This window comes from Xanthomonas sp. NCPPB 4467, assembly GCF_041475665.2.
GTDB classification, from domain to species: domain Bacteria; phylum Pseudomonadota; class Gammaproteobacteria; order Xanthomonadales; family Xanthomonadaceae; genus Xanthomonas; species Xanthomonas dyei.
In genome coordinates, this window is sequence record NZ_CM191260.1 from 4089475 (window position 1) to 4108255 (window position 18781).

Here is an 18781-nt window from a genome sequence, read left to right on the forward strand (position 1 = left end):
ATTACCCGAGCACCATCACTCGAGCACCATCACCGCATCGACTTCGAAACCGGCGCCCTTCGGCAGGCCGGAGACTTCGATGGTGGAACGCGCCGGGAACGGGGCCTGGAAGTAGTCCTGCATCACCGCATTGACGGCAGCGAACTGGCCCAGGTCGGTGAGATACAGGCCCAGACGCACGATCTTGTCGAGCGAACCACCGGCGGCTTCGGCCACGGCCTTGAGGTTGTCGAACGCGCGGCGTGCCTGCGCACCGATGTCGCCCGGCACGATCTCGCCGGTGGCCGGATCCAGCGGGATCTGCCCGGAGAAATACACGGTGTTGCCGGCGCGCACTGCCTGCGAGTAAGGGCCGATGGCGGCAGGCGCCTGGTCGGTATGGATGATCTGGGACATGGCGACTCCGTCAACACTGAAAACGAACGCGCATTGTATCGGCGCATGCCGTTGACGGGCGAATGGGAGGATGTGCGGTGACGGCGCGCGGGCGTTGGCTGGTGGCGTAGCGACGGGTTGCGTGGTGGGTTGGGTATCTTGCGGTGATGGTGATGGTGATGGTGATGGTGATGGTGATGGTGATGGTGGCCGTGGCTGCTTGTTTTCGCCTACGCGCGATGGTTTCGGTGCGGCTGTACGTGTGCGTTGTTGGCGGCTGCGTGACGTGGCGCATGAGGCTGCGCACGTACCCTCATCCGCCCCTGCGGGGCACCTTCTCCCGGCGGGAGAAGGGAACGGCGAGCCCTCACCCGCCCCGAGGGCATCTTCTGCCGATTGGAGAAGGGAAGTGGCGAGCCCCTTTGTCGCTGGGAACGGCTAGGCCCTCTTCTGCGGGAGAGGGTTGGGGTGAGGGTCCAGGCGAAACCACGCCAAGTGAGTGGCGCCATGGCGCGGCAAGCGCTGCGTCGCCGCGATGCTCCAGGGATGCGAGAGATGGCGCGCAGTCGTCACGACGCGCGGATTCGCTCACGACACCGAGGACGCGCAGCCCCACACCGTCCACACCGACTCTGCACAGTCCACACCGACTCAGAAAAACCGACCACGCCTGCGGCAGCGGAACAGTCGCGCCAAGTGTTGCGTCGTGCCGCCGCCCGGGAACGCAGAGACGCGCAACCCAGCAGGATTAGGTAATCGGCGCCGGATTGAACAAGGCCAGATCGTTATGCAGGCGGTGATGTTCGGTCCAGGTGCGCTGGCCGCTGGCCACGTCCAGATAGCGTTGGAACAACTCCCAGCCCAATTGCTCCAGCGTCTTGGCGCCGGTCGCCACGCCGCCGGCGTCGATGTCCATCAGGTCGGACCAGCGCTGCGCCAGTTCGCTGCGGGTGGCGACCTTGATCACCGGCACCATGCCCAGGCCGTACGGCGTGCCGCGCCCGGTGGTGAAGACGTGCAGGTTCATGCCGGCCGCCACCTGCAACGTGCCGCAAACGAAATCGCTGGCCGGGGTGGCGCAGTACTGCAGCCCGCGTCCTTTGACGCGCTCGCCGGGCGGCACCACGCCATTGATCGGCGAGGCGCCGGATTTGGCGATCGAGCCCATTGCCTTTTCGACGATATTGGCCAGCCCGCCCTTCTTGTTGCCGGGCGTGGTGTTGGCGCTGCGGTCGGCCTGGCCGCGCGCCAGGTAGGCGTCGTACCAGGCCATTTCGCGCACCAGCGCCTTGGCCACCTCGGCAGTGGCGGCGCGCGGCACCAGCAGGTGGATGCCGTCGCGCACTTCGGTATTTTCCGAGAACATCACCGTGGCACCGGCGCGCACCAACAGGTCGGCAGCCACGCCCAGACCCGGGTTGGCGGTGACGCCGGAAAACGCATCGCTGCCGCCGCATTGCATGCCCACCACCAGTTCGCTGGCCGGCACGGTTTCGCGGCGACGCAGGTCCAGATGGCGTAGGCGCTCTTCGGCCATGGCCATGATCGAGCCCACCATGTCGGCAAACCCCAGACTGGCTTCCTGCAGGCGGTAGACGGCGCTGTCGTCGGCGCTGGCATCGTCCGGCAACAGGCGCTCGGGCGCGAGTTTTTCGCAGCCCAGGCCCACGATCAGCGCCTGCCCGCCGAAGTTGGGGCTGCGCGCGATGTTGCGCAACGTGCGGATGGGGATGATGGCTTCGGGCGCGGTGATCGCCACGCCACAACCGTAAACGTGATTGACCGCCACCACATCGTCGACATTGGGATACTTGGGCAGCAACTCGGTGCGAATGCGCTCCACCGCGTGACCGAGCACACCCACCACGCACTGCACGCTGGTCATGATGCCCAGGATGTTGCGCGTGCCGACGCTGCCATCGCGGTTGCGATACCCCTGGAAGGTGTAGCCCTCCAGGGGCTCGGGTACGGGCGACGCTTGCAGCGACAGATCCAGCGCAGCCAGATCGGGCGCTTCGGGCATGTCCAGCAGGTGCTCGCTCACCCAGGCGCCGCGCGCGATGTCGGCATTGGCGGTGCCGATCACTGCGCCCAGGCGGATCACCGGCGCACCGGCGGGCAGGTCGAACAGCGCCATCTTGTGGCCCTGCGGAATATGTTCGATGGCGGTGAGCCCGTCCGGAAAAGTGGCACCGGCCGGCGCGCCGTCATCGTTGACGACGATGGCGACGTTGTCGCGCGCATGCGCGCGAATGCTGAGCCAACGGGTGGGTTGCGGGGTTGCGGACATCGTGGGGCTACCTTGCAAAACGGGGATGGAGTGCATTACCGGTCGGGGCTGTCGAACTGACGGCGGTACTGCAGGATCAAACGGTTTTCATCGACATTGCGCTGGTAATTGGATCGGAAGGTGCCGTTGAACCAGATGACGCTCACATGCTTGAAGCGCTCGCTCTGGAATTGATAGGTGGTCAAGACATCGCGGGCCCATTCGCGGCCTTCGCCGGCATAGGTTGCCGGCTGTGCATGGTCGCCGCTGATGTAGCGCGCCATGACGCTGAGCCCGGGGATGCCAATGCTCTTGCCATCGATGCTGTAACGCAGCTGCCAGCTGCGCTCGCCGCGTTCGAGAAAGTCGTTGATGAAGGTCCAGTTGAAGACATTGCCATCGGTGCCGCCCGGCCAGGGCATGGCGCTGGGGCCGGACAGGCGTTGATAGCCGGCACCGAATTCCTGCCCACCCGTGCGCCAGGACAGCATGCTGCTGAACATGCGGTTGTCGATCAACCCGGCACGCGATTGGCCGACATCGTCGGTGCGGAAATAGCGCAGGTCCACACGCAACTGATCCTTGCCGAATGTATGGGTCTGGATCAGGTTGTAGAGCTGCTGCCGGTAGATGTCTTCCATCACCGCGCCCTGATAGCGCAGCTGCGTGCCGGGTGCAACGCTGTAGGTGGCCGAGACCAGATTCAACGCATCCGAATCCGGCGTGCCCAGAAAGCGACGGTTCTTGTTGGTCAAGGTGATTGGCACACGCGAATCGCCGTCGCGATACCAGGCGCTGGTGAAGCGGGCCAGCAGCAGATCGAGCTTGGGCACGTCCTTGGATTCCAGCGTTACGCCTTGAAACGTCTCCGGCATGATGCGGGTGATGCTGGCGCGTACCAGCGGCTCGTTGGGGATGAAGCTGCCCCACTTCACTTCGGTTTGCGAGGCGCGCAGCTTGAGCGTGGGTGCCACGCGCGTCAGTGCATGTTGCGCGGTGCCGTCGTCGTTATTGGGCAGCAGGCCGGTGCCGCCTTCGGCGCGGACGCCATCGAGCTTGAAATCGCCGATGCCGAGCAGATCCAACCCTACTCCGATCGGGCCGTGCGTGTAACCGCTCTTGGCATCCACCACGACGCCCTGCGCCCATTCGGCACGCTTGCCCTGCCCTTCGCCGCTGCGGAAATCGCGGTTGTAATAGAAGTTGAGCGCGGTGACCTCGGCCGTTGCGCCATTCCAGAATCCTGCGTCCGGTTCCTGCGCACGCGCACGTCCGCCCGCACCGACCGCCAGCAGCGCCGCGCTGCCGAGTGCCATTACATGTTTCATCGACCAGCTCTCCACCTGCCAGACCTCTTCGACGCAGCCGCTGCATGCCGTGCATTCGGCTGCAGCCACCGCACGGTTAGCGCACCAGGCACGGGCGCTTGTTGTCGAAGGTCCAGTTGGGAATCAAGGCCTGCATCGCGGCAGCATCGTCGCGCGCGCCCAGGCTCAGATTTTGGTAAGTGCGATGCGCCGCTTCCAGCGCATCCATATCGAGTTCGACACCTAAACCGGGCTTTGCCGGCACCTGGATCTGGCCGCAGACGATCTGCAACGGGTGATGGGTCAGGCGTTGGCCGTCCTGCCAGATCCAGTGCGTGTCGATCGCGGTCACCTGCCCCGGCGCTGCGGCGGCCACGTGGGTGAACATCGCCAGCGAAACATCGAAATGGTTGTTGGAATGCGAGCCCCAGGTCAGGCCCCAGTCGCGGCACAGTTGCGCCACCCGCACCGAGCCTTGCAACGTCCAGAAATGCGGGTCGGCCAGCGGGATATCCACCGACTGCAACTGGATGGCGTGGCCCATCTGCCGCCAGTCGGTGGCGATCATGTTGGTGGCGGTCGGCAAGCCGGTGGCGCGACGGAACTCGGCCATGATCTCGCGGCCGGAATACCCCTCCTGCGCACCGCACGGGTCTTCGGCATAGGCCATCACACCGTGCATGTCGCGGCACAGCGCGATGGCCTGATCCAGCGACCACGCGCCATTGGGGTCCAGCGTGATGCGCGCCTGCGGAAAACGCTCGTGCAACGCGACAATGGCCTCGATTTCGTCTTCGCCACGCAATACGCCGCCTTTGAGCTTGAAATCGCGAAAGCCGTATTTTTCGTAGGCCGCTTCGGCCAGGCGCACGACCGATGCCGGCGTCAAGGCTTCCTGGTCGCGCACTGCCTCCCAGTCATCGCGGGCACCGCTGCCGTCGCGATAGTCGAACCCGGTCTTGCGCCGGTCGCCGATGAAAAACAGGTAGCCCAGCACATCCACCGCATCGCGTTGCTGGCCTTCGCCGAGCAGGGCAGCGACCGGTTGATCGAGGAATTGCCCCAGCAGATCCAGCAACGCCGATTCGATGGCGGTCACTGCGTGGATGGTGATGCGCAGATCGAAGGTCTGCAGACCACGTCCGGCGCTGTCGCGATCGGCAAACGCGGTGCGCACCTGATTGAGGATGCGTTGATACTCGGCGATGGAGCGGTCGCGAATGAGCGGCGCTGCCTCGTGCAGCAAGCCGGCGATGGCCGCGCCGCCTGGCACTTCGCCCACGCCGGTGCGGCCGGACGAATCGCGCAGCACCAGCACGTTGCGGGTGAAATACGGGGCGTGCGCGCCACTGAGGTTCAGCAGCATGCTGTCCTGGCCGGCGACCGGTACCACGCGGATGTCGGTGATGCGCGGGGTGGCGCCGATGCTTGCAGGTGCGGTGTGGATATTCATCGAAAATCTCCGAAGATGGTCACAGCGGTGCGGGCACGGGCATGGACGGGCCGCCGGGCGGGGCCTTGAGTTCCACGCGCTTGATTTCGCCCACCACCACCAGATACGACACCACCGCCAGCAAGGCATTGAGCCCGACGAACACCAGCGCCCATTCGAAGGTGCCGGTGGTGGACACGATGTAGCCGATCACGATCGGCGTGGTGATGCCGGCGATGTTGCCGAAGGTATTGAACAGGCCACCGGACAGGCCGGCGATTTCCTTGGGCGAGGTGTCGGCCACCACCGCCCAGCCGAGTGCGCCGATGCCCTTGCCGAAGAAGGCCAGCGCCATCAGCCCCACCACCATCCATTCGGCCTGCACGTAGTTGCAGCCGATCATCGTCACCGACATCAACATGCCGACCACAATCGGCGTCTTGCGCGAGACGGTGAGCGAATAGCCACGCCGTACCATGCGGTCGGACACATAGCCGCCCAGCACGCCGCCGATAAAGCCGCACACCGCCGGCAACGAGGCCACGAAGCCCGCTTCCAGGATCGACATGCCGCGCTCCTTGACCAGATACACCGGAAACCAGGTCAGGAAGAAGTACGTCAGCGTGGTGATGCAGTACTGGCCGATGTACACGCCCAGCAACATGCGGTTGCACAACAGCTGTTTGGCGTAATGCCATTGCGTGCCCTTGGGCTGGCGACCGGGCTTGTTGCCCTGCTCCATGTCCACCAGCGCGCCGTTGCGCTGGATATAGTCCAGCTCCTGCGCGCTCAAGCGCGGATGTTCGCGCGGTGCGTAGATGGTCTTGCGCCACACCAGCGCCAGCAACACGCCCGCCGCGCCCATCACCAGAAACACGTGTTCCCATCCCCAGGCGTGCACCAGCCAGCCCATCAGCGGCGCGAAGGCCACGGTGGCGAAGTACTGCGCAGAATTGAAGATCGACGCGGCCAGGCCGCGCTCGGCGGTGGGGAACCAGGCCGCCACGATGCGGCTATTGCCCGGGAACGATGGCGCTTCGGCAATGCCGACCAGAAAGCGCAGCACGAACAGCGTGGTGACCGCCCAGGTCACCGGCACCCAGTCGATAAAGCCTTGCAAGGCGGTGAACAGCGACCAGATCAGCAGCGACAGGCCGTACACGCGCCGCGAGCCGAAGCGATCGAGCAACCAGCCGCCGGGAATCTGCCCGGCCACATACGCCCAACCGAACGCAGAAAAAATGAAGCCCATCTGCAGCGCGTCGATGCCCAGGGCATCCTGGACCGCGGAACCGGCGATGGACAAGGTGGCGCGATCTGCATAGTTGATCGTGGTCACCACGAACAACATCAGCAAGATCAAGTAGCGCCTGCGCGGAACCGTCGTTGAACCGACTGTCTTTGAATCGATAGCCATCATCGTTCCTCACCTATGACGATGGAAGCGCACTGCGCTCCGGTACTCCAAGTGGCGCCTGCAGATGGCGCACCGGACCCTCCTCCGGCACGCCTCAGGCATCGTTGCCGCCGCCGTTGTCAGTCGTGTCCCAGCGCGCCATCGACGCGTCGCCACAGCCCGAGCGGGTTGCCGTGCGCCACTGCAGCGGGCAGCAGCGCGGCCGGCAGATCCTGGTAGCAGACCGGGCGCAGGAAGCGATCGATCGCCAGCGTGCCCACCGAAGTGCTGCGGCTGTCGGAGGTAGCCGGGAACGGGCCGCCATGCACCACCGCGTGGCAGACCTCCACACCGGTGGGCCAGTCGTTGACCAGGATGCGCCCGGCCTTGCGTTCCAGCACCGGCAGCAACGCGCCGGCCAGGTCGGTATCGGCTGCATCCATGTGCAAGGTGGCGGTGAGCTGGCCTTCCAGGTGCTCGCTCAGCGCGCGCAGCTGAGCGATGTCCTTGCAACGCACCAGCAGCGAGGAGGCACCGAAGACTTCGGCCTGCAGCGCTTCGTCGGCCAGAAAGGCATCGGCGTCGGTGCCGAACAATGCGGCCGGGCAGCGACCCGCTTCCGGTGCGGCGCCACGTGCCAGCGTGCTGACCTGCGGATGCGCGGCCAGACGCTGCACACCCTGCGCATAGGCCTGGCCAATGCCTGCGGTGAGCATTGCTGCCGGCGACACCGCTTGCAGCGTTTGCGTGGCCGACGCGATAAACGCATCCAGCGCCGGCGAATCGATCGCCAGCAGCAAGCCGGGGTTGGTGCAGAACTGCCCCGCGCCCAAGGTCAGCGAGCCGACGAACGCTTTGCCCAGATCGGATGCACGCGCCTGTAGCGCCTGCGGCAGCAGATACACCGGGTTGATCGCACTCATCTCCGCATACACCGGAATCGGCTCGCGGCGTGCGGAAGCGATCTTGACCAACGCCATGCCGCCGGCGCGCGAACCGGTGAAACCCACCGCCTTGATGCGCGCGTCGGCCACCAGGTGCGCGCCGATCTCGATGCCGGCGTCGAACAGCAGCGAGAACACGCCTTCGGGCAGCCCGCACTGCGCCACCGCCGCCTGGATCGCACGGCCCACCAATTCGGACGTGCCCGGATGCGCGCTGTGCGCCTTGACCACCACCGGGCAACCGGCCGCCAATGCCGACGCGGTATCGCCGCCGGCCACAGAGAATGCGAGCGGGAAATTGCTGGCGCCGAACACCGCCACCGGCCCCAGTGCGATATGCCGCTGGCGCAGATCTGCGCGCGGCAAGGGCGTGCGTTGCGGCAGCGCGGGGTCGATGCGGGCCTGCAGCCAGCTGCCTTCGCGCACCACGTTGGCGAACAGACGCAGCTGGCCAACGGTGCGTCCGCGCTCGCCTTCCAGACGCGGGCGCGGCAGGCCGCTTTCGTGCATGGCACGTTCGATCAATGCATCGCCCAACGCCAGAATCTGCTCGGCGATGGTTTCCAGAAAAACCGCGCGCGCTTCCAGCGGCGTTTCGCGGTAGGTGTCGAACGCCGCCTGCGCCAGCGCGCAGGCCTGCTGCAGATCCTGTGAGCTCACCGAGCCGAACGCCGGCTGCAATGCCGCGCCGCTGGCCGCATCCACCGCATGAAATTCCGCGCCGGCGCCGCGCACGCCGCGCTGCCCGATCAGCGATTCGCCCTTGATGGTGTGCATCAGCGACGGCCTCCGATCAGTTGTTTGAGCTGGGCGAATTCGTCTTCGTTGAGGTCAGCCAATGGCGTGCGTACCGGACCGGCCGGGCGGCCGACCGCGCGCATGCCGGCCTTGACGATGGACACCGCATACCCGGCGCGACGATTGCGCAGCACCGTGTACGGCAACACGAAGTCGTTGAGCTCGCGGTAGATGGTGACGTGGTCGCGCGCGCGCACCGCCGCATAGAACGCCAGCGCCCACTCGGGCAGGAAATTGAAGATGGCCGACGAATACGTGGTCACGCCCATTTCCAGATACGGCAGCGCGAAGGTTTCGGCGGTGGGCAGGCCGCCCACGTACAACAGCCGGTCGCCCAGCCGCGCATAGATGCGGGTCATGCGATCCACATCGCCGATGCCGTCCTTGTAGCCCACCAGGTTGGGGCACCGCTCGGCCACGCGCGCCAGTGTCACATCGTCGAGCTTGGCGTTGGCGCGGCCGTAGACGATCACGCCCAGGCTGGTCGCCTTGCAAACGCGCTCGACATGGTCGGCCACGCCGTCGGCATCGCACTCGGTGAGGTACGGCGGAAACAGCAGGATGCCGTCGGCATCGTTGCGCTCGGCGGCCTGCGCCATCTCGATCGCAATCGCAGTGCCATAGCCGGCCGGGGCGATCACCGGCATGCGGCCGGCAGTCTCGGTGACGGCTGAGCGCACGGCGCGGTTCACTTCGTCCAGCGTCAGCGAAAACAGCTCGCCGGTGCCGCCCGCCGCAAACAGGCCGGCGGCCGGATGCGAGGACAGCCAGTCCAGATTGCTGCGGTAGGCGGCCTCGTCGAAGGCCAGGTCGGCATCGAAATGGGTCACCGGAAACGACAACAGCCCGGCGCCAAGCGCTTGGGCCATTTCGGACGGGGTGTATCTGCTGCTCATCGGACAAACGCTCCTGGGCGGGGGATGCGGTTGATCCTAGAAATGCAGATCGTTGCTGGTCCAAACCAAAGGACGTATTGTTTGATACACAAGTTGAATCAATCGCATCACAGACCGACGTAATGCGCCGCAAATGGCTGCTTTGCAACGCTTTTTCGACGCGACGTAATGATGGATGGTTGCGTAAGCCATCGTCCTTTCTGGCCGGGCGTGGCCTATTCATTCGTGCTGGCCGCGCCGGGATGTTGCGGGTGCAGCATTCAATTCCCCTGTTTTGCAACGCGAGGCCCTCCCGGCATGTTCGATCTGCAGCAACTGCGTTGCTTTGTCGCCGTCGCCGACGAACTGCACTTCCGGCGCGCGGCCGAGCGCCTGAACATGACCCAGCCGCCGCTCAGCCGGCAGATTCAGCTGCTGGAACACAGCGTCGGCACCGCGCTGCTGGAGCGCAACAGCCGGCATGTGCGACTGACCCAGGCTGGCCGCAGTCTGCTGGCCGAAGCGCGCGCGATCTTGCGCATGGCCGAGAATGCCGGGCTACGTGCGCGCCGGATCGGCACCGGCGATGCCGGCAGCGTGTCGGTGGGCTTCACCGCCGGTGCCAGTTACCGCTTCCTGCCCGAGGCCATCGCGCGGTGGCGCAGGCAAGCCCCGGATGTGGACCTGCAACTCAAGGAGATGGTCAGCCTGGCGCAACTGGACGCGCTGGACGCCGGCCGGCTGGATATCGGCCTGCTGCGCCCACCGATCCAGCGCCAGGGTCTGCACAGCCGCTGCGTGGCACGCGAACCGCTGATCGCCGCGTTGCCGGAAGACTCCCCACTGGCGCAACACGACAGCCTGCGCCTGCAGGATTTCGACGGGCAGCCGCTGGTCAATTACGCACCCGATGAAGCGCGCTATTTCTACGATCTGCTGGCGCAGTTGTTCGGTGCGCGCGGCATCGCGCCGCGCTCGGTGCAGTACGTCAGCCAGATCCACTCGGTGTTGGCGCTGGTGCGCGGCGGCATGGGCATGGCACTGGTGCCCGAAGGCGCCAGCGGCCTGCGTTATGCCGGCATCGTGTACCTGCCGCTGCGCGATGAAACGCCTGCCACGCCGGTGGAGCTGCATCTGGTATGGAAGCAGGACAACGACAACCCTGCGCTGCGTCGGTTGATCGCCTGATCGCCTGAGCCGGGCAACGCGCTTGCGCTGTCACACGGCCGCTGCAGCGCATCCACTGCCAAACGCGTCGATCCGATCTAGAGCGGCTAACACCACGTAACGAGCAGTCGTCACGTGGCTGTGGACGGCGCGCTCGGAACCGGAAAGTACGCGCGGTACATGCCGCACCGAGCACCGCCCGCACCCGCCTGGCGGTGAGCACAGTCGGTTTGTTAGATGCTCTTACTGGCGCCCCACGCTCTGCACCACATGCAGGCGCCGCAGCCGGCGCATCACTTCGGCCAGATGGCGGCGGTCGCGCACCTGGATATTGAAGCGCAACACCGCCGCATTGAAGTCGCGGTCCAGGTAGTCCACACGTTCGATATTGGATTTGCTTTGCGCAATCGCCGCGGCCAACTGCGCCAGCACGCCGGTGCGGTTTTCCACTTCCACCACCAACGCGGTGTCGTAGTCGCCGGTGACGTTGGAATCCCAATCGATCGGTACCCAGCGCTCGGGCGATTTGCGCAGCTCGGCCAGGTTGGGGCAATCCAGACGGTGCACCACGATGCCCTTGCCGGCGGTGTGGTAGCCCATGATTTCGTCGCCGGGAATCGGCTGACAACAGTTGGCGAAACTGATCACGCCGCGCTCGCTGCCGTCGATCAGGATCTTTTCGTGCGAGTGCTTGGAGTGCCCGCCGCCGCGCAATTCCGCGTACGCCATCAAGGCCTGTGCGGCCTGGGTGGGCATCCAGTTGCCCAGCGCGACATCGGCGAGCAGCGCTTCCAGCCGCGGGTAACGGTGTTCGTTGAGGAAGGCATCCAGCCGGCCCTTGGGCAGGCGTTCCAGCGAAGAATCCATCGCTTCCAGCGCGCGATCGAGCATGCGATGGCCCAGCTGCACGGCATCTTCGTGTTCGAGCTGCTTGAGCTGGTGGCGGATCGCGGTACGCGCCTTGCTGCTGACCACAAACTCCAGCCACTGCGGCTTGGGCGTGGCCGAGCGCGCGGTGATGATTTCTACCGCCTGCCCGCTGACCAGCTTGGTGCGCAAGGGCACCAGCTTCTTGTCCACGCGCGAGGCCACCGCGCGGTTGCCCACGTCGGTATGCACGGCGTAGGCAAAATCCAGCGCAGTGGAATTGCGCGGCAACGCCAGGATTTTGCCCTTGGGCGTAAACAGGTAGACCTCGTCCGGAAACAGGTCCACCTTGACGTTGTCCAGGAACTCCAGCGACGAGCCTGCAGCGCGCTGCGAGTCGATCAGCTCCACGATCCAGTCGTGCGCACGGCTCTGCGCACTGTTGGGCGAGGTCGAGCCGACCTTGTAGGTCCAGTGCGCGGCCACGCCGCGCTCGGCGATCAGGTCCATTTCTTCGGTGCGGATCTGCACTTCGATCGGCGAGCCGTAAGGGCCGAACAGCACTGTGTGCAGCGACTGGTAGCCATTGGCCTTGGGAATCGCGATGAAATCGCGGAAGCGCCCGTCCAGCGGCTTGAAGGTGGCATGTACCGCGCCGAGGGCGTGATAGCAATCGGCCACCGTGCGCACCACCAGCCGGAAGCCGAACACGTCCATTACCTGGTCGAAGGATTTGTTCTCTTCGTGCATCTTGGAATAGATGCTCCAGGGCGTCTTGATGCGGCTGACCAGCCGATGTTCCAGCCCTTCCTTGGCCAGTCGCTGCGACAGCTGCACTTCCACCTGCGCCATCGATTCGCGCCGCACCACCGGCTGGCTGCGGATATGTTTTTCGATGATGGCGTGGCGCCACGGATACAACGCGCGGAAGCCCAGGTTCTGCAACTCGGACTTGATCAGGCTCATGCCCAGGCGCTGGGCGATGGGCGCGTAGATTTCCAGGGTTTCGCGCGCGATGCGGCCGCGCGCTTCGGTGCTCTGCGCGCCGAGCGTGCGCATGTTATGCAGGCGGTCGGCCAGCTTGATCATGATCACGCGCAGGTCGCGCGACATCGCCAGCAACATCTTGCGGAAGCTTTCGGCCGCCGCTTCCTGGCGGTCGCGGAACTTGAGCTTGTCCAGCTTGGTGACGCCATCGACCAGCTCGGCCACCGCTTCGCCGAATTCGGACGCCAGTTCTTCGCGCGTCAGCGGCGTGTCTTCGATGGTGTCGTGCAGGATCGCGGCGATCAGCGATTCCATGTCCAGGCCCAGCTCGGCGAGCACGCCGGCCACAGCCACCGGATGGGTGATATAGGGCTCGCCGGACTTGCGGGTCTGGCCGGCATGCGCAATGGCGCCGACTTCCCAGGCACGGCGCAGGATCGGCAGCTGCTCCTTGGGAAGGTAGCTGGCCGCGCGTTCGAGGTGCAGGACGTAGTCGGGGATGGCCGGGTCGGAAGACGGGGACGTCGCCACGGTCGCCTGGGCAGTGGGGCCTGGGTTCATGCGCGAAGACTATGCCAGTGGCCGGTTTGCGGCAACGCGGCATGCGCGCCGCACGCGCTGGCGGCAGGTGATCGGGCGCGGCACGACCGCTCCACGCCAGCCGCAGCGGCCACAGGCGCAAGACCTGCAACTTTGCCCAGCGCAGCGATATTTGCCCGACTGCTACACTCCGGCCCGTATCGCCCCAGGGACCCCACCCATGCACGCTCCGCCCGACCTGCTGATCTTCGACTGCGACGGCGTGCTGGTCGACAGCGAGCCGTTGGCGTGCGCGGTACTGGCCCAGGCACTGCAACAACACGGCGTGGACATCGATATCGACGGGGTCCAGCAGTACTTCCTTGGGCGCAGCCTGGGCAGCGTGCGCGCGCATGTGCAGACGCTGGGGCGCACCCTGCCGGACACCTTCGAGCGCGACCTCAATGCCGCATTGCTGGCCCGCTTTGGCACCGAGTTGCAGCCGATCCCTGGCGTGGCCGCGCTGCTGGACGCAGTGCAGACACCGCGGTGCGTGGCCTCGTCCAGCCATCTTGAGCGTGTGCGCCTGTGCCTGCAGGTCACCGGCCTGGCGGGGCATGTCGGTGCGCACATCTACACCGCCGAGCTGGTCGCGCGCGGCAAGCCTGCGCCGGACCTATTCCTGCTCGCCGCCGAACGCATGCAGGTGGCGCCCGCGGCCTGCCTGGTGATCGAAGACAGCCCCAGCGGCGTGCAGGCCGCATGCGCGGCCGGGATGCAGGTGTGGGGATTCACCGGCGGCGGCCATCACCGCGCAAGCGCTGCGGCCGCCGCGCTGCTCGTTACCGCAGGCGCATCACAGGTGTTTGCAGACATGCCGGCCATCGCCACCGCACTGGGCGCCATCGGCACCAAGCGCCTGGGCACTACGTTAGGCTGAGACTTCCACGCAGACAGATGTGACGATGGCCAACCCCGATAACGACACCAGCCGACTCGATGCCGCAGCCAGAGCGGGCTGGCTGTACTACATCGCCGGCAACACCCAGGACGAGATCGCGCGCAAGCTCAAGGTCTCGCGCGCCACCGCGCAGCGCCTGGTGTCGTTGTGCCTGAGCCAGCGCTTGATCACCTTCCGGCTGGAACATCCGATCGCCGCCTGCATGGATCTGGCCGCACAGTTGCAGGACCGCTTCGGCATGCGCTATTGCGAGGTCGCGCCCACCGATCCGGCCGACCCGCATCTGGTCACCGGCGTCGCCGAACGCGCGGCAGCGCTGCTGGAATCTACCTTGCGCAGCGATAGTCCGAGCATCATCGGCATCGGCACCGGCCGTGCCATGCGCGCGGCGGTGGAGCGCATTCCTGCGATGCAGACGCGCAATCATCAGCTGGTTTCGCTGGTCGGCAACATTTCCCCGGATGGCTCGGCCAGCCCGTTCGACGCAGTGGCGCGCCTGGCCGATCTGACCGGCGCGCAGCACTACCCGATGCCGCTGCCGGTGTTTCTGTCCTCGCAGGAAGAACGCGAAATGCTGCTGGGGATCGAAGCAGTGCGCCGGGTCCGCGCGATCGCTGCAAAGGCCGATCTGCGCCTGGTCGGTGTCGGCCAGCTCGATCAGACCGCACCGCTGCATGTGGATGGCTTCATCAGCCGCACCGAACTGCTGGACCTGATCCGGCTGGGCGCGGTGGGCGAAGTGATCGGCTGGGCGCTTACCGCAGCCGGCGACATCATCGATGCAGGCACCAACCTGCGTTTGACCAGCGTGCCGCATCCGGTGCCGGCCACCAGCCTGTCGATCGGCGTGGCCGTGGGCAACGCCAAGGTTGGCCCGATCAAGGCCGCGCTGAAGGGCCGCATCCTCAACGGCCTGATCACCGACGAGCACACTGCCAAGGCCTTGCTCGCCAGCTGAGCGGCGCAATCGCAGCGGGCGTGATGGCAGTTCATTGCTGAGATTTTCCGGCATGCGCGGGCACCTTGGCGTGCGCTGCGATGCTGCGCTGCAAGATCGAAAGTGCTTTACAGCGTGGCGAGGTCATGGGCATATGCGCACCACACGGGCATTTGCTCAACCAACCTCAAGCTGAGGCACCGGTATGAACACTTCGATCAAGACCCTGATCTGCGCGACACTGAGCGCATCACTGGCGGCATGCGGCGGAGGCGCGAACAACAGCGACGCTGCGTCCAAGCAGGACACCCTGGTCATCGCCACCGTCAACAACGGCGACATGATCCGCATGCAGAAGCTGACCTCGGATTTCACCGCCACCCATCCGCAGATCAAGCTCGAGTGGGTCACCCTGGAAGAGAACGTGCTGCGCCAGCGCGTCACCACCGACATCGCCACCAAGGGCGGCCAGTTCGATGTGCTGACCATCGGCACCTACGAGGTGCCGATCTGGGCCGAGCGCGGCTGGCTCAAGCCGCTCACCTTCGATGCGGACTATCAGGTGGACGATCTGATCCCGCAGATCCGCGATGCGGTCAGTCACAAGGGGCAGCTGTACGCAGCGCCGTTCTATGCCGAAGGCTCGATGCTGATGTACCGCACCGACCTGCTGCAGAAGGCCGGCCTGAGCATGCCGACGCAGCCGTCGTGGAGCTTCGTGGCCGAGGCCGCCCGCAAGATGACCGACAAGCAGGCCGGCATCTACGGCATCTGCCTGCGCGGCAAGGCCGGCTGGGGCGAGAACATGGCCTTGATCAGCTCGATGGGCAATGCCTTCGGTGCGCGCTGGTTCGACGAACAATGGAAACCGCAGTTCGACCAGCCGGAATGGAAGGCCGCACTGCAGACCTATGTGGATGTCATGAAAGACGCCGGCCCGCCGGGTGCCGCGTCCAATGGCTTCAACGAGAACCTTGCACTGTTCACTGCAGGCAAGTGCGCGATGTGGGTCGATGCCACGGTGGCCGCATCGTTCATCAGCAACCCGAGCGAATCGAAGGTGTCGGACAAGGTCGGTTTCGCTGCGGCGCCGGATGCCGGCAAGGGCAAGACCACCGGCTGGCTATGGGCCTGGAATCTGGCCATCCCGGCAAGTTCGAAAAAGGCCGACAAGGCGCAGGCATTCATCGCCTGGGCCACCAGCAAGCACTACACCGAACTGGTGGCCGGCAAGGAAGGCTGGGGCAATGTGCCGCCGGGCACGCGCCAGTCGCTGTACGCCACGGCCGCGTATCTCAAGGCCGCCCCCTTCGCCAAGCAGACGCTGGCCGCCATCCAGGGCGCCGACACCCATCACCCCACGGTCAAGCCGGTGCCTTACGTCGGCGTGCAGTACGCGGCCATCCCCGAGTTCCAGTCGATCGGCACCACGGTGGGCCAGCAGTTTTCCGCGGCGCTCACCGGCTCGATCAGCGTGGATGAGGCATTGAAGAACGCGCAGGCCGCCACCGAGCGCGAGATGCAGCGGGCCGGCTACCCCAAGCGCTAAGCGCAGCGCTCGCTAGGTTTTATCAGCTGCTCCAAGTACAGGTCCGCTGGGCCGGGGACCCTGCCCGGCCCGCCCCTGGCCACAGCCATGCTCCGGCGTTACGGCGCCGCACCTTCCTACGAGGCAATCGATGAAGATCAGGCACACCACACCTGCGCTGACGATGTTGCTCGCCGGCCTGGCCTGCACACAGGCCAGCGCCCAGGCTTTCGATCCGGACAAACACATCGGCGGCGACTGGGGCGGCCTGCGCAGCAAACTGGCCGATGACGGTATCCAGTTCAAACTGGCGCACTTCAGCCAGACCGCCCACAACACCTCCGGCGGACTCCGAGAGCGCACCGCCTATGCCGACCAATTCTTTCTGGGTGGGTACTTCGATCTGGAACGGCTGTGGGGCTGGTCCGGCGCCGATTTCAAACTGGAGATCACCAATCGCAACGGCGAGTTGATCAACAACACCGCCGGCATCCCCACGCTATTGCAGTCGCAGCAGATCTTCGGACGCGGCGATGTGACGCGCCTGACCCAGTTCTCGCTGACCCAGCGCCTGTTCGACGACAAGCTGACGCTGAAAGCCGGCCGCCTGTATCCCAGCGCCGATTTCTTTGCGCTCAACTGCAACTACCAGCACCTGACCTTCTGCAGCGGCGGCTCGTCCAACTACATCAGCAACAACTGGTATGGCGACCCGCTCAGCGCCTGGGGCGGCGTGGTCACTTTCAGCCCGGACAAACGCTGGTTTTTCCGCGTTGGCGGCTACGATGCCAACCCGCAGAACCGATCCACCGACCAAGGCCTCAAGCTCGGCACCTCCGGCGACGACCACGGCACCCTGCTGGTGGCCGAAGTGGAGTACAAGCCCGACTACGGTAACGGCATCGATGGCGACTACCGCATCGGTGCGACCCGCAACAGCAACGATCAACTGCGCGTCTACACCCGCTCGGGCGTGCCGAGCAGCCTCGGCACCGATCCGGCAGCGCTGCAGGACACCGATCGCGCGTTCTACGCCAATTTCGAACAACAGGTCACCAGCAATGGCGCCGGGGGCGGCTTGCGGCTGTTCGCAAGCGTCATCGACGCCGACGACGAGGTCAGCACCGTGGGCCAGGTTATGGCGATCGGCGGGTTCTGGAAAGGACTTTCCGCTGCGCGACCGAACGATCGCATCGGCGTGGCCGTCGGCCGCAATGCGCTCAGCGATCGTTTGCGTGCGGCGCAAACCCGCTACAACCAGCGCTTGCCCGCGGGCACGGCGGCCATTGGCGTGCAGCGCTACGAATACCCCATCGAGCTCAATTACAACATCGCCGTCAGCCGCGGGATCGAAGTCATGCCCAGCGTGCAGTACATCCGTCATCCGGGTGGACTGGATGGCGACAACGCCACCATTTTCGGCCTGCAGGTCAGCCTGAATTTCTGACGCCCCACCGGCGGTGCGTTCGACGCGTATCCATGCGTCGACGCATCCGGCCACTGCCATGCACTGCAGGCGCGCTGCCTGCCTCCACCCTGGACCTTGCCGATGGCCACCCATCAAACGCAAAAACTCGCACGGTTCCTGATCGCCCCGTCGATCGTGCTGTTGCTCGCCTGGATGATCGTGCCGCTGGCGATGACGGTGTGGTTTTCCACGTTGAACTACAACCTGCTCAACCCGGAACAGACCTTTGTCGGGCTGGGCAATTACCGCTACTTCCTGGGCAACCCGGCGTTTCTCTCTTCGCTGGGCAATACCTTGTTGCTGGTCGGCTCGGTACTGGCGATCACGGCGGTGTTCGGCGTGTTGATCGCGCTGCTGCTGGACCAGGTGTTCGTGGGGCGTCGCATCGTGCGCTTGATGCTGATCGCACCGTTCTTCGTGATGCCGACGGTGAGCGCGCTGATCTGGAAGAACCTGCTGATGCATCCGGTGTCCGGGCTGTTGGCATGGCTATGGCAGAGCATTGGCCTGACCCCGATCGACTGGTTCACCCAGTACCCGATGTTCTCCATCATCGTCATCGTGGCCTGGCAATGGTTGCCGTTTGCGGTGCTGATCCTGCTGACCGCACTGCAGTCGTTGGATGAAGAACAACAGGAAGCCGCGCTGATGGATGGCGCCGGTGCGTTCGACCGCTTCTTCCATCTGACCCTGCCGCATCTGGCGCGCCCGCTGACCATCGTGGTGCTGATCGAAACCATCTTCCTGCTCACCGTGTTCGTGGAGATCTACGTCACCACCGGCGGCGGGCCCGGCCTGCAGACCACCAACCTGGCGTACCTGATCTACTCGCAGGCACTGCTGCAGTACGACGTGGGCGCCGCATCGGCAGGCGGATTGATCGCCGTGGTACTGGCCAATATCGCGGCCATCTTCCTGGTGCGCATCGTCGGCAAGAACCTGGAGACCTGA

At 65.4% G+C, this 18781-nt stretch carries 15 protein-coding genes and 1 other RNA gene; 6 read left to right on the plus strand and 10 right to left on the minus strand.

Annotation, left to right across the window (positions count from 1 at the left end; translation table 11 throughout):
* Nucleotides 1-15: 15 nt before the first annotated feature.
* The 8 genes from ACCQ06_RS17805 to kdgD all read right to left on the minus strand — a co-directional run bounded on the left by ACCQ06_RS17805 (nucleotide 16) and on the right by kdgD (nucleotide 9417).
* Nucleotides 16-396, minus strand: a complete 381-nt coding sequence (locus ACCQ06_RS17805; protein WP_022972872.1) for a RidA family protein — start codon at nucleotides 394-396, stop codon at nucleotides 16-18.
* Between the two features lie 10 nt (nucleotides 397-406).
* Nucleotides 407-670 carry a hypothetical protein gene (locus ACCQ06_RS17810; protein WP_316688232.1) on the minus strand — a complete coding sequence of 88 codons (264 nt, stop codon included), beginning with the start codon at nucleotides 668-670 and terminating at the stop codon, nucleotides 407-409.
* A gap of 453 nt (nucleotides 671-1123) precedes the next feature.
* Entirely contained in the window at nucleotides 1124-2665 is a 1542-nt protein-coding gene (garD, locus tag ACCQ06_RS17815) for a galactarate dehydratase (protein WP_316688234.1), read from the minus strand.
* Between the two features lie 35 nt (nucleotides 2666-2700).
* Complete coding sequence (locus ACCQ06_RS17820) at nucleotides 2701-3972, minus strand: OprD family porin (RefSeq protein WP_316688236.1); 1272 nt, start codon at nucleotides 3970-3972, stop codon at nucleotides 2701-2703.
* A gap of 76 nt (nucleotides 3973-4048) precedes the next feature.
* On the minus strand, nucleotides 4049-5404 hold the full coding sequence (gene gudD, locus ACCQ06_RS17825) for a glucarate dehydratase (RefSeq protein ID WP_316688239.1): 1356 nt from the start codon (nucleotides 5402-5404) through the stop codon (nucleotides 4049-4051).
* A 19-nt stretch (nucleotides 5405-5423) separates the two neighbouring features.
* The gene (locus ACCQ06_RS17830) at nucleotides 5424-6803 is read right to left on the minus strand and encodes an MFS transporter (protein WP_104617244.1); all 1380 of its coding nucleotides are present in this window, start codon (nucleotides 6801-6803) and stop codon (nucleotides 5424-5426) included.
* Nucleotides 6804-6919: 116 nt separating this feature from the next.
* On the minus strand, nucleotides 6920-8500 hold the full coding sequence (locus tag ACCQ06_RS17835) for an aldehyde dehydrogenase (NADP(+)) (protein WP_316688242.1): 1581 nt from the start codon (nucleotides 8498-8500) through the stop codon (nucleotides 6920-6922).
* Nucleotides 8500-9417 (minus strand): 5-dehydro-4-deoxyglucarate dehydratase, encoded by a 918-nt coding sequence (kdgD, locus tag ACCQ06_RS17840; RefSeq protein ID WP_316688244.1) that lies wholly within the window; start codon nucleotides 9415-9417, stop codon nucleotides 8500-8502. Before kdgD ends, ACCQ06_RS17835 begins: the two co-directional genes overlap by 1 nt.
* A gap of 297 nt (nucleotides 9418-9714) precedes the next feature.
* On the opposite strand from kdgD, the gene ACCQ06_RS17845 reads away from it, so the two are divergent.
* Nucleotides 9715-10584 (plus strand): LysR family transcriptional regulator, encoded by an 870-nt coding sequence (locus ACCQ06_RS17845; RefSeq protein WP_055848622.1) that lies wholly within the window; start codon nucleotides 9715-9717, stop codon nucleotides 10582-10584.
* A gap of 84 nt (nucleotides 10585-10668) precedes the next feature.
* Here ACCQ06_RS17845 and ACCQ06_RS17850 read toward each other — a convergent pair.
* Together ACCQ06_RS17850 and ACCQ06_RS17855 are read right to left on the minus strand one after the other, a co-directional pair.
* Nucleotides 10669-10745, minus strand: a non-coding RNA gene (locus ACCQ06_RS17850) — sX9 sRNA.
* Between the two features lie 61 nt (nucleotides 10746-10806).
* Nucleotides 10807-12978 (minus strand): RelA/SpoT family protein, encoded by a 2172-nt coding sequence (locus ACCQ06_RS17855; RefSeq protein WP_104616618.1) that lies wholly within the window; start codon nucleotides 12976-12978, stop codon nucleotides 10807-10809.
* 199 nt (nucleotides 12979-13177) lie between these two features.
* Here ACCQ06_RS17855 and ACCQ06_RS17860 point away from each other — a divergent pair, with 199 nt between their 5' ends.
* From ACCQ06_RS17860 to ACCQ06_RS17880, 5 genes are all read left to right on the plus strand, one after another.
* Nucleotides 13178-13876, plus strand: coding sequence for an HAD family hydrolase (locus ACCQ06_RS17860; RefSeq protein ID WP_104616619.1), 699 nt, complete (start codon nucleotides 13178-13180; stop codon nucleotides 13874-13876).
* A gap of 25 nt (nucleotides 13877-13901) precedes the next feature.
* Nucleotides 13902-14855, plus strand: a complete 954-nt coding sequence (locus ACCQ06_RS17865; protein ID WP_104616620.1) for a sugar-binding transcriptional regulator — start codon at nucleotides 13902-13904, stop codon at nucleotides 14853-14855.
* A 184-nt stretch (nucleotides 14856-15039) separates the two neighbouring features.
* On the plus strand, nucleotides 15040-16383 hold the full coding sequence (locus ACCQ06_RS17870) for an ABC transporter substrate-binding protein (RefSeq protein ID WP_228324603.1): 1344 nt from the start codon (nucleotides 15040-15042) through the stop codon (nucleotides 16381-16383).
* 130 nt (nucleotides 16384-16513) lie between these two features.
* Entirely contained in the window at nucleotides 16514-17809 is a 1296-nt protein-coding gene (locus tag ACCQ06_RS17875) for a carbohydrate porin (RefSeq protein ID WP_228324604.1), read from the plus strand.
* A gap of 102 nt (nucleotides 17810-17911) precedes the next feature.
* Nucleotides 17912-18781 (plus strand): carbohydrate ABC transporter permease, encoded by an 870-nt coding sequence (locus tag ACCQ06_RS17880; protein WP_316688255.1) that lies wholly within the window; start codon nucleotides 17912-17914, stop codon nucleotides 18779-18781.

Coding starts and splice junctions, on each gene's coding strand:
- ACCQ06_RS17805 (WP_022972872.1), bottom strand. CDS start 396: ATGTCCCAGATCATCCATACCGACCAGGCGCCTGCCGCCATCGGCCCT.
- ACCQ06_RS17810 (WP_316688232.1), bottom strand. CDS start 670: ATGCGCCACGTCACGCAGCCGCCAACAACGCACACGTACAGCCGCACC.
- garD (WP_316688234.1), bottom strand. CDS start 2,665: ATGTCCGCAACCCCGCAACCCACCCGTTGGCTCAGCATTCGCGCGCAT.
- ACCQ06_RS17820 (WP_316688236.1), bottom strand. CDS start 3,972: ATGAAACATGTAATGGCACTCGGCAGCGCGGCGCTGCTGGCGGTCGGT.
- gudD (WP_316688239.1), bottom strand. CDS start 5,404: ATGAATATCCACACCGCACCTGCAAGCATCGGCGCCACCCCGCGCATC.
- ACCQ06_RS17830 (WP_104617244.1), bottom strand. CDS start 6,803: ATGATGGCTATCGATTCAAAGACAGTCGGTTCAACGACGGTTCCGCGC.
- ACCQ06_RS17835 (WP_316688242.1), bottom strand. CDS start 8,500: ATGCACACCATCAAGGGCGAATCGCTGATCGGGCAGCGCGGCGTGCGC.
- kdgD (WP_316688244.1), bottom strand. CDS start 9,417: ATGAGCAGCAGATACACCCCGTCCGAAATGGCCCAAGCGCTTGGCGCC.
- ACCQ06_RS17845 (WP_055848622.1), top strand. CDS start 9,715: ATGTTCGATCTGCAGCAACTGCGTTGCTTTGTCGCCGTCGCCGACGAA.
- ACCQ06_RS17855 (WP_104616618.1), bottom strand. CDS start 12,978: ATGAACCCAGGCCCCACTGCCCAGGCGACCGTGGCGACGTCCCCGTCT.
- ACCQ06_RS17860 (WP_104616619.1), top strand. CDS start 13,178: ATGCACGCTCCGCCCGACCTGCTGATCTTCGACTGCGACGGCGTGCTG.
- ACCQ06_RS17865 (WP_104616620.1), top strand. CDS start 13,902: ATGGCCAACCCCGATAACGACACCAGCCGACTCGATGCCGCAGCCAGA.
- ACCQ06_RS17870 (WP_228324603.1), top strand. CDS start 15,040: ATGAACACTTCGATCAAGACCCTGATCTGCGCGACACTGAGCGCATCA.
- ACCQ06_RS17875 (WP_228324604.1), top strand. CDS start 16,514: ATGAAGATCAGGCACACCACACCTGCGCTGACGATGTTGCTCGCCGGC.
- ACCQ06_RS17880 (WP_316688255.1), top strand. CDS start 17,912: ATGGCCACCCATCAAACGCAAAAACTCGCACGGTTCCTGATCGCCCCG.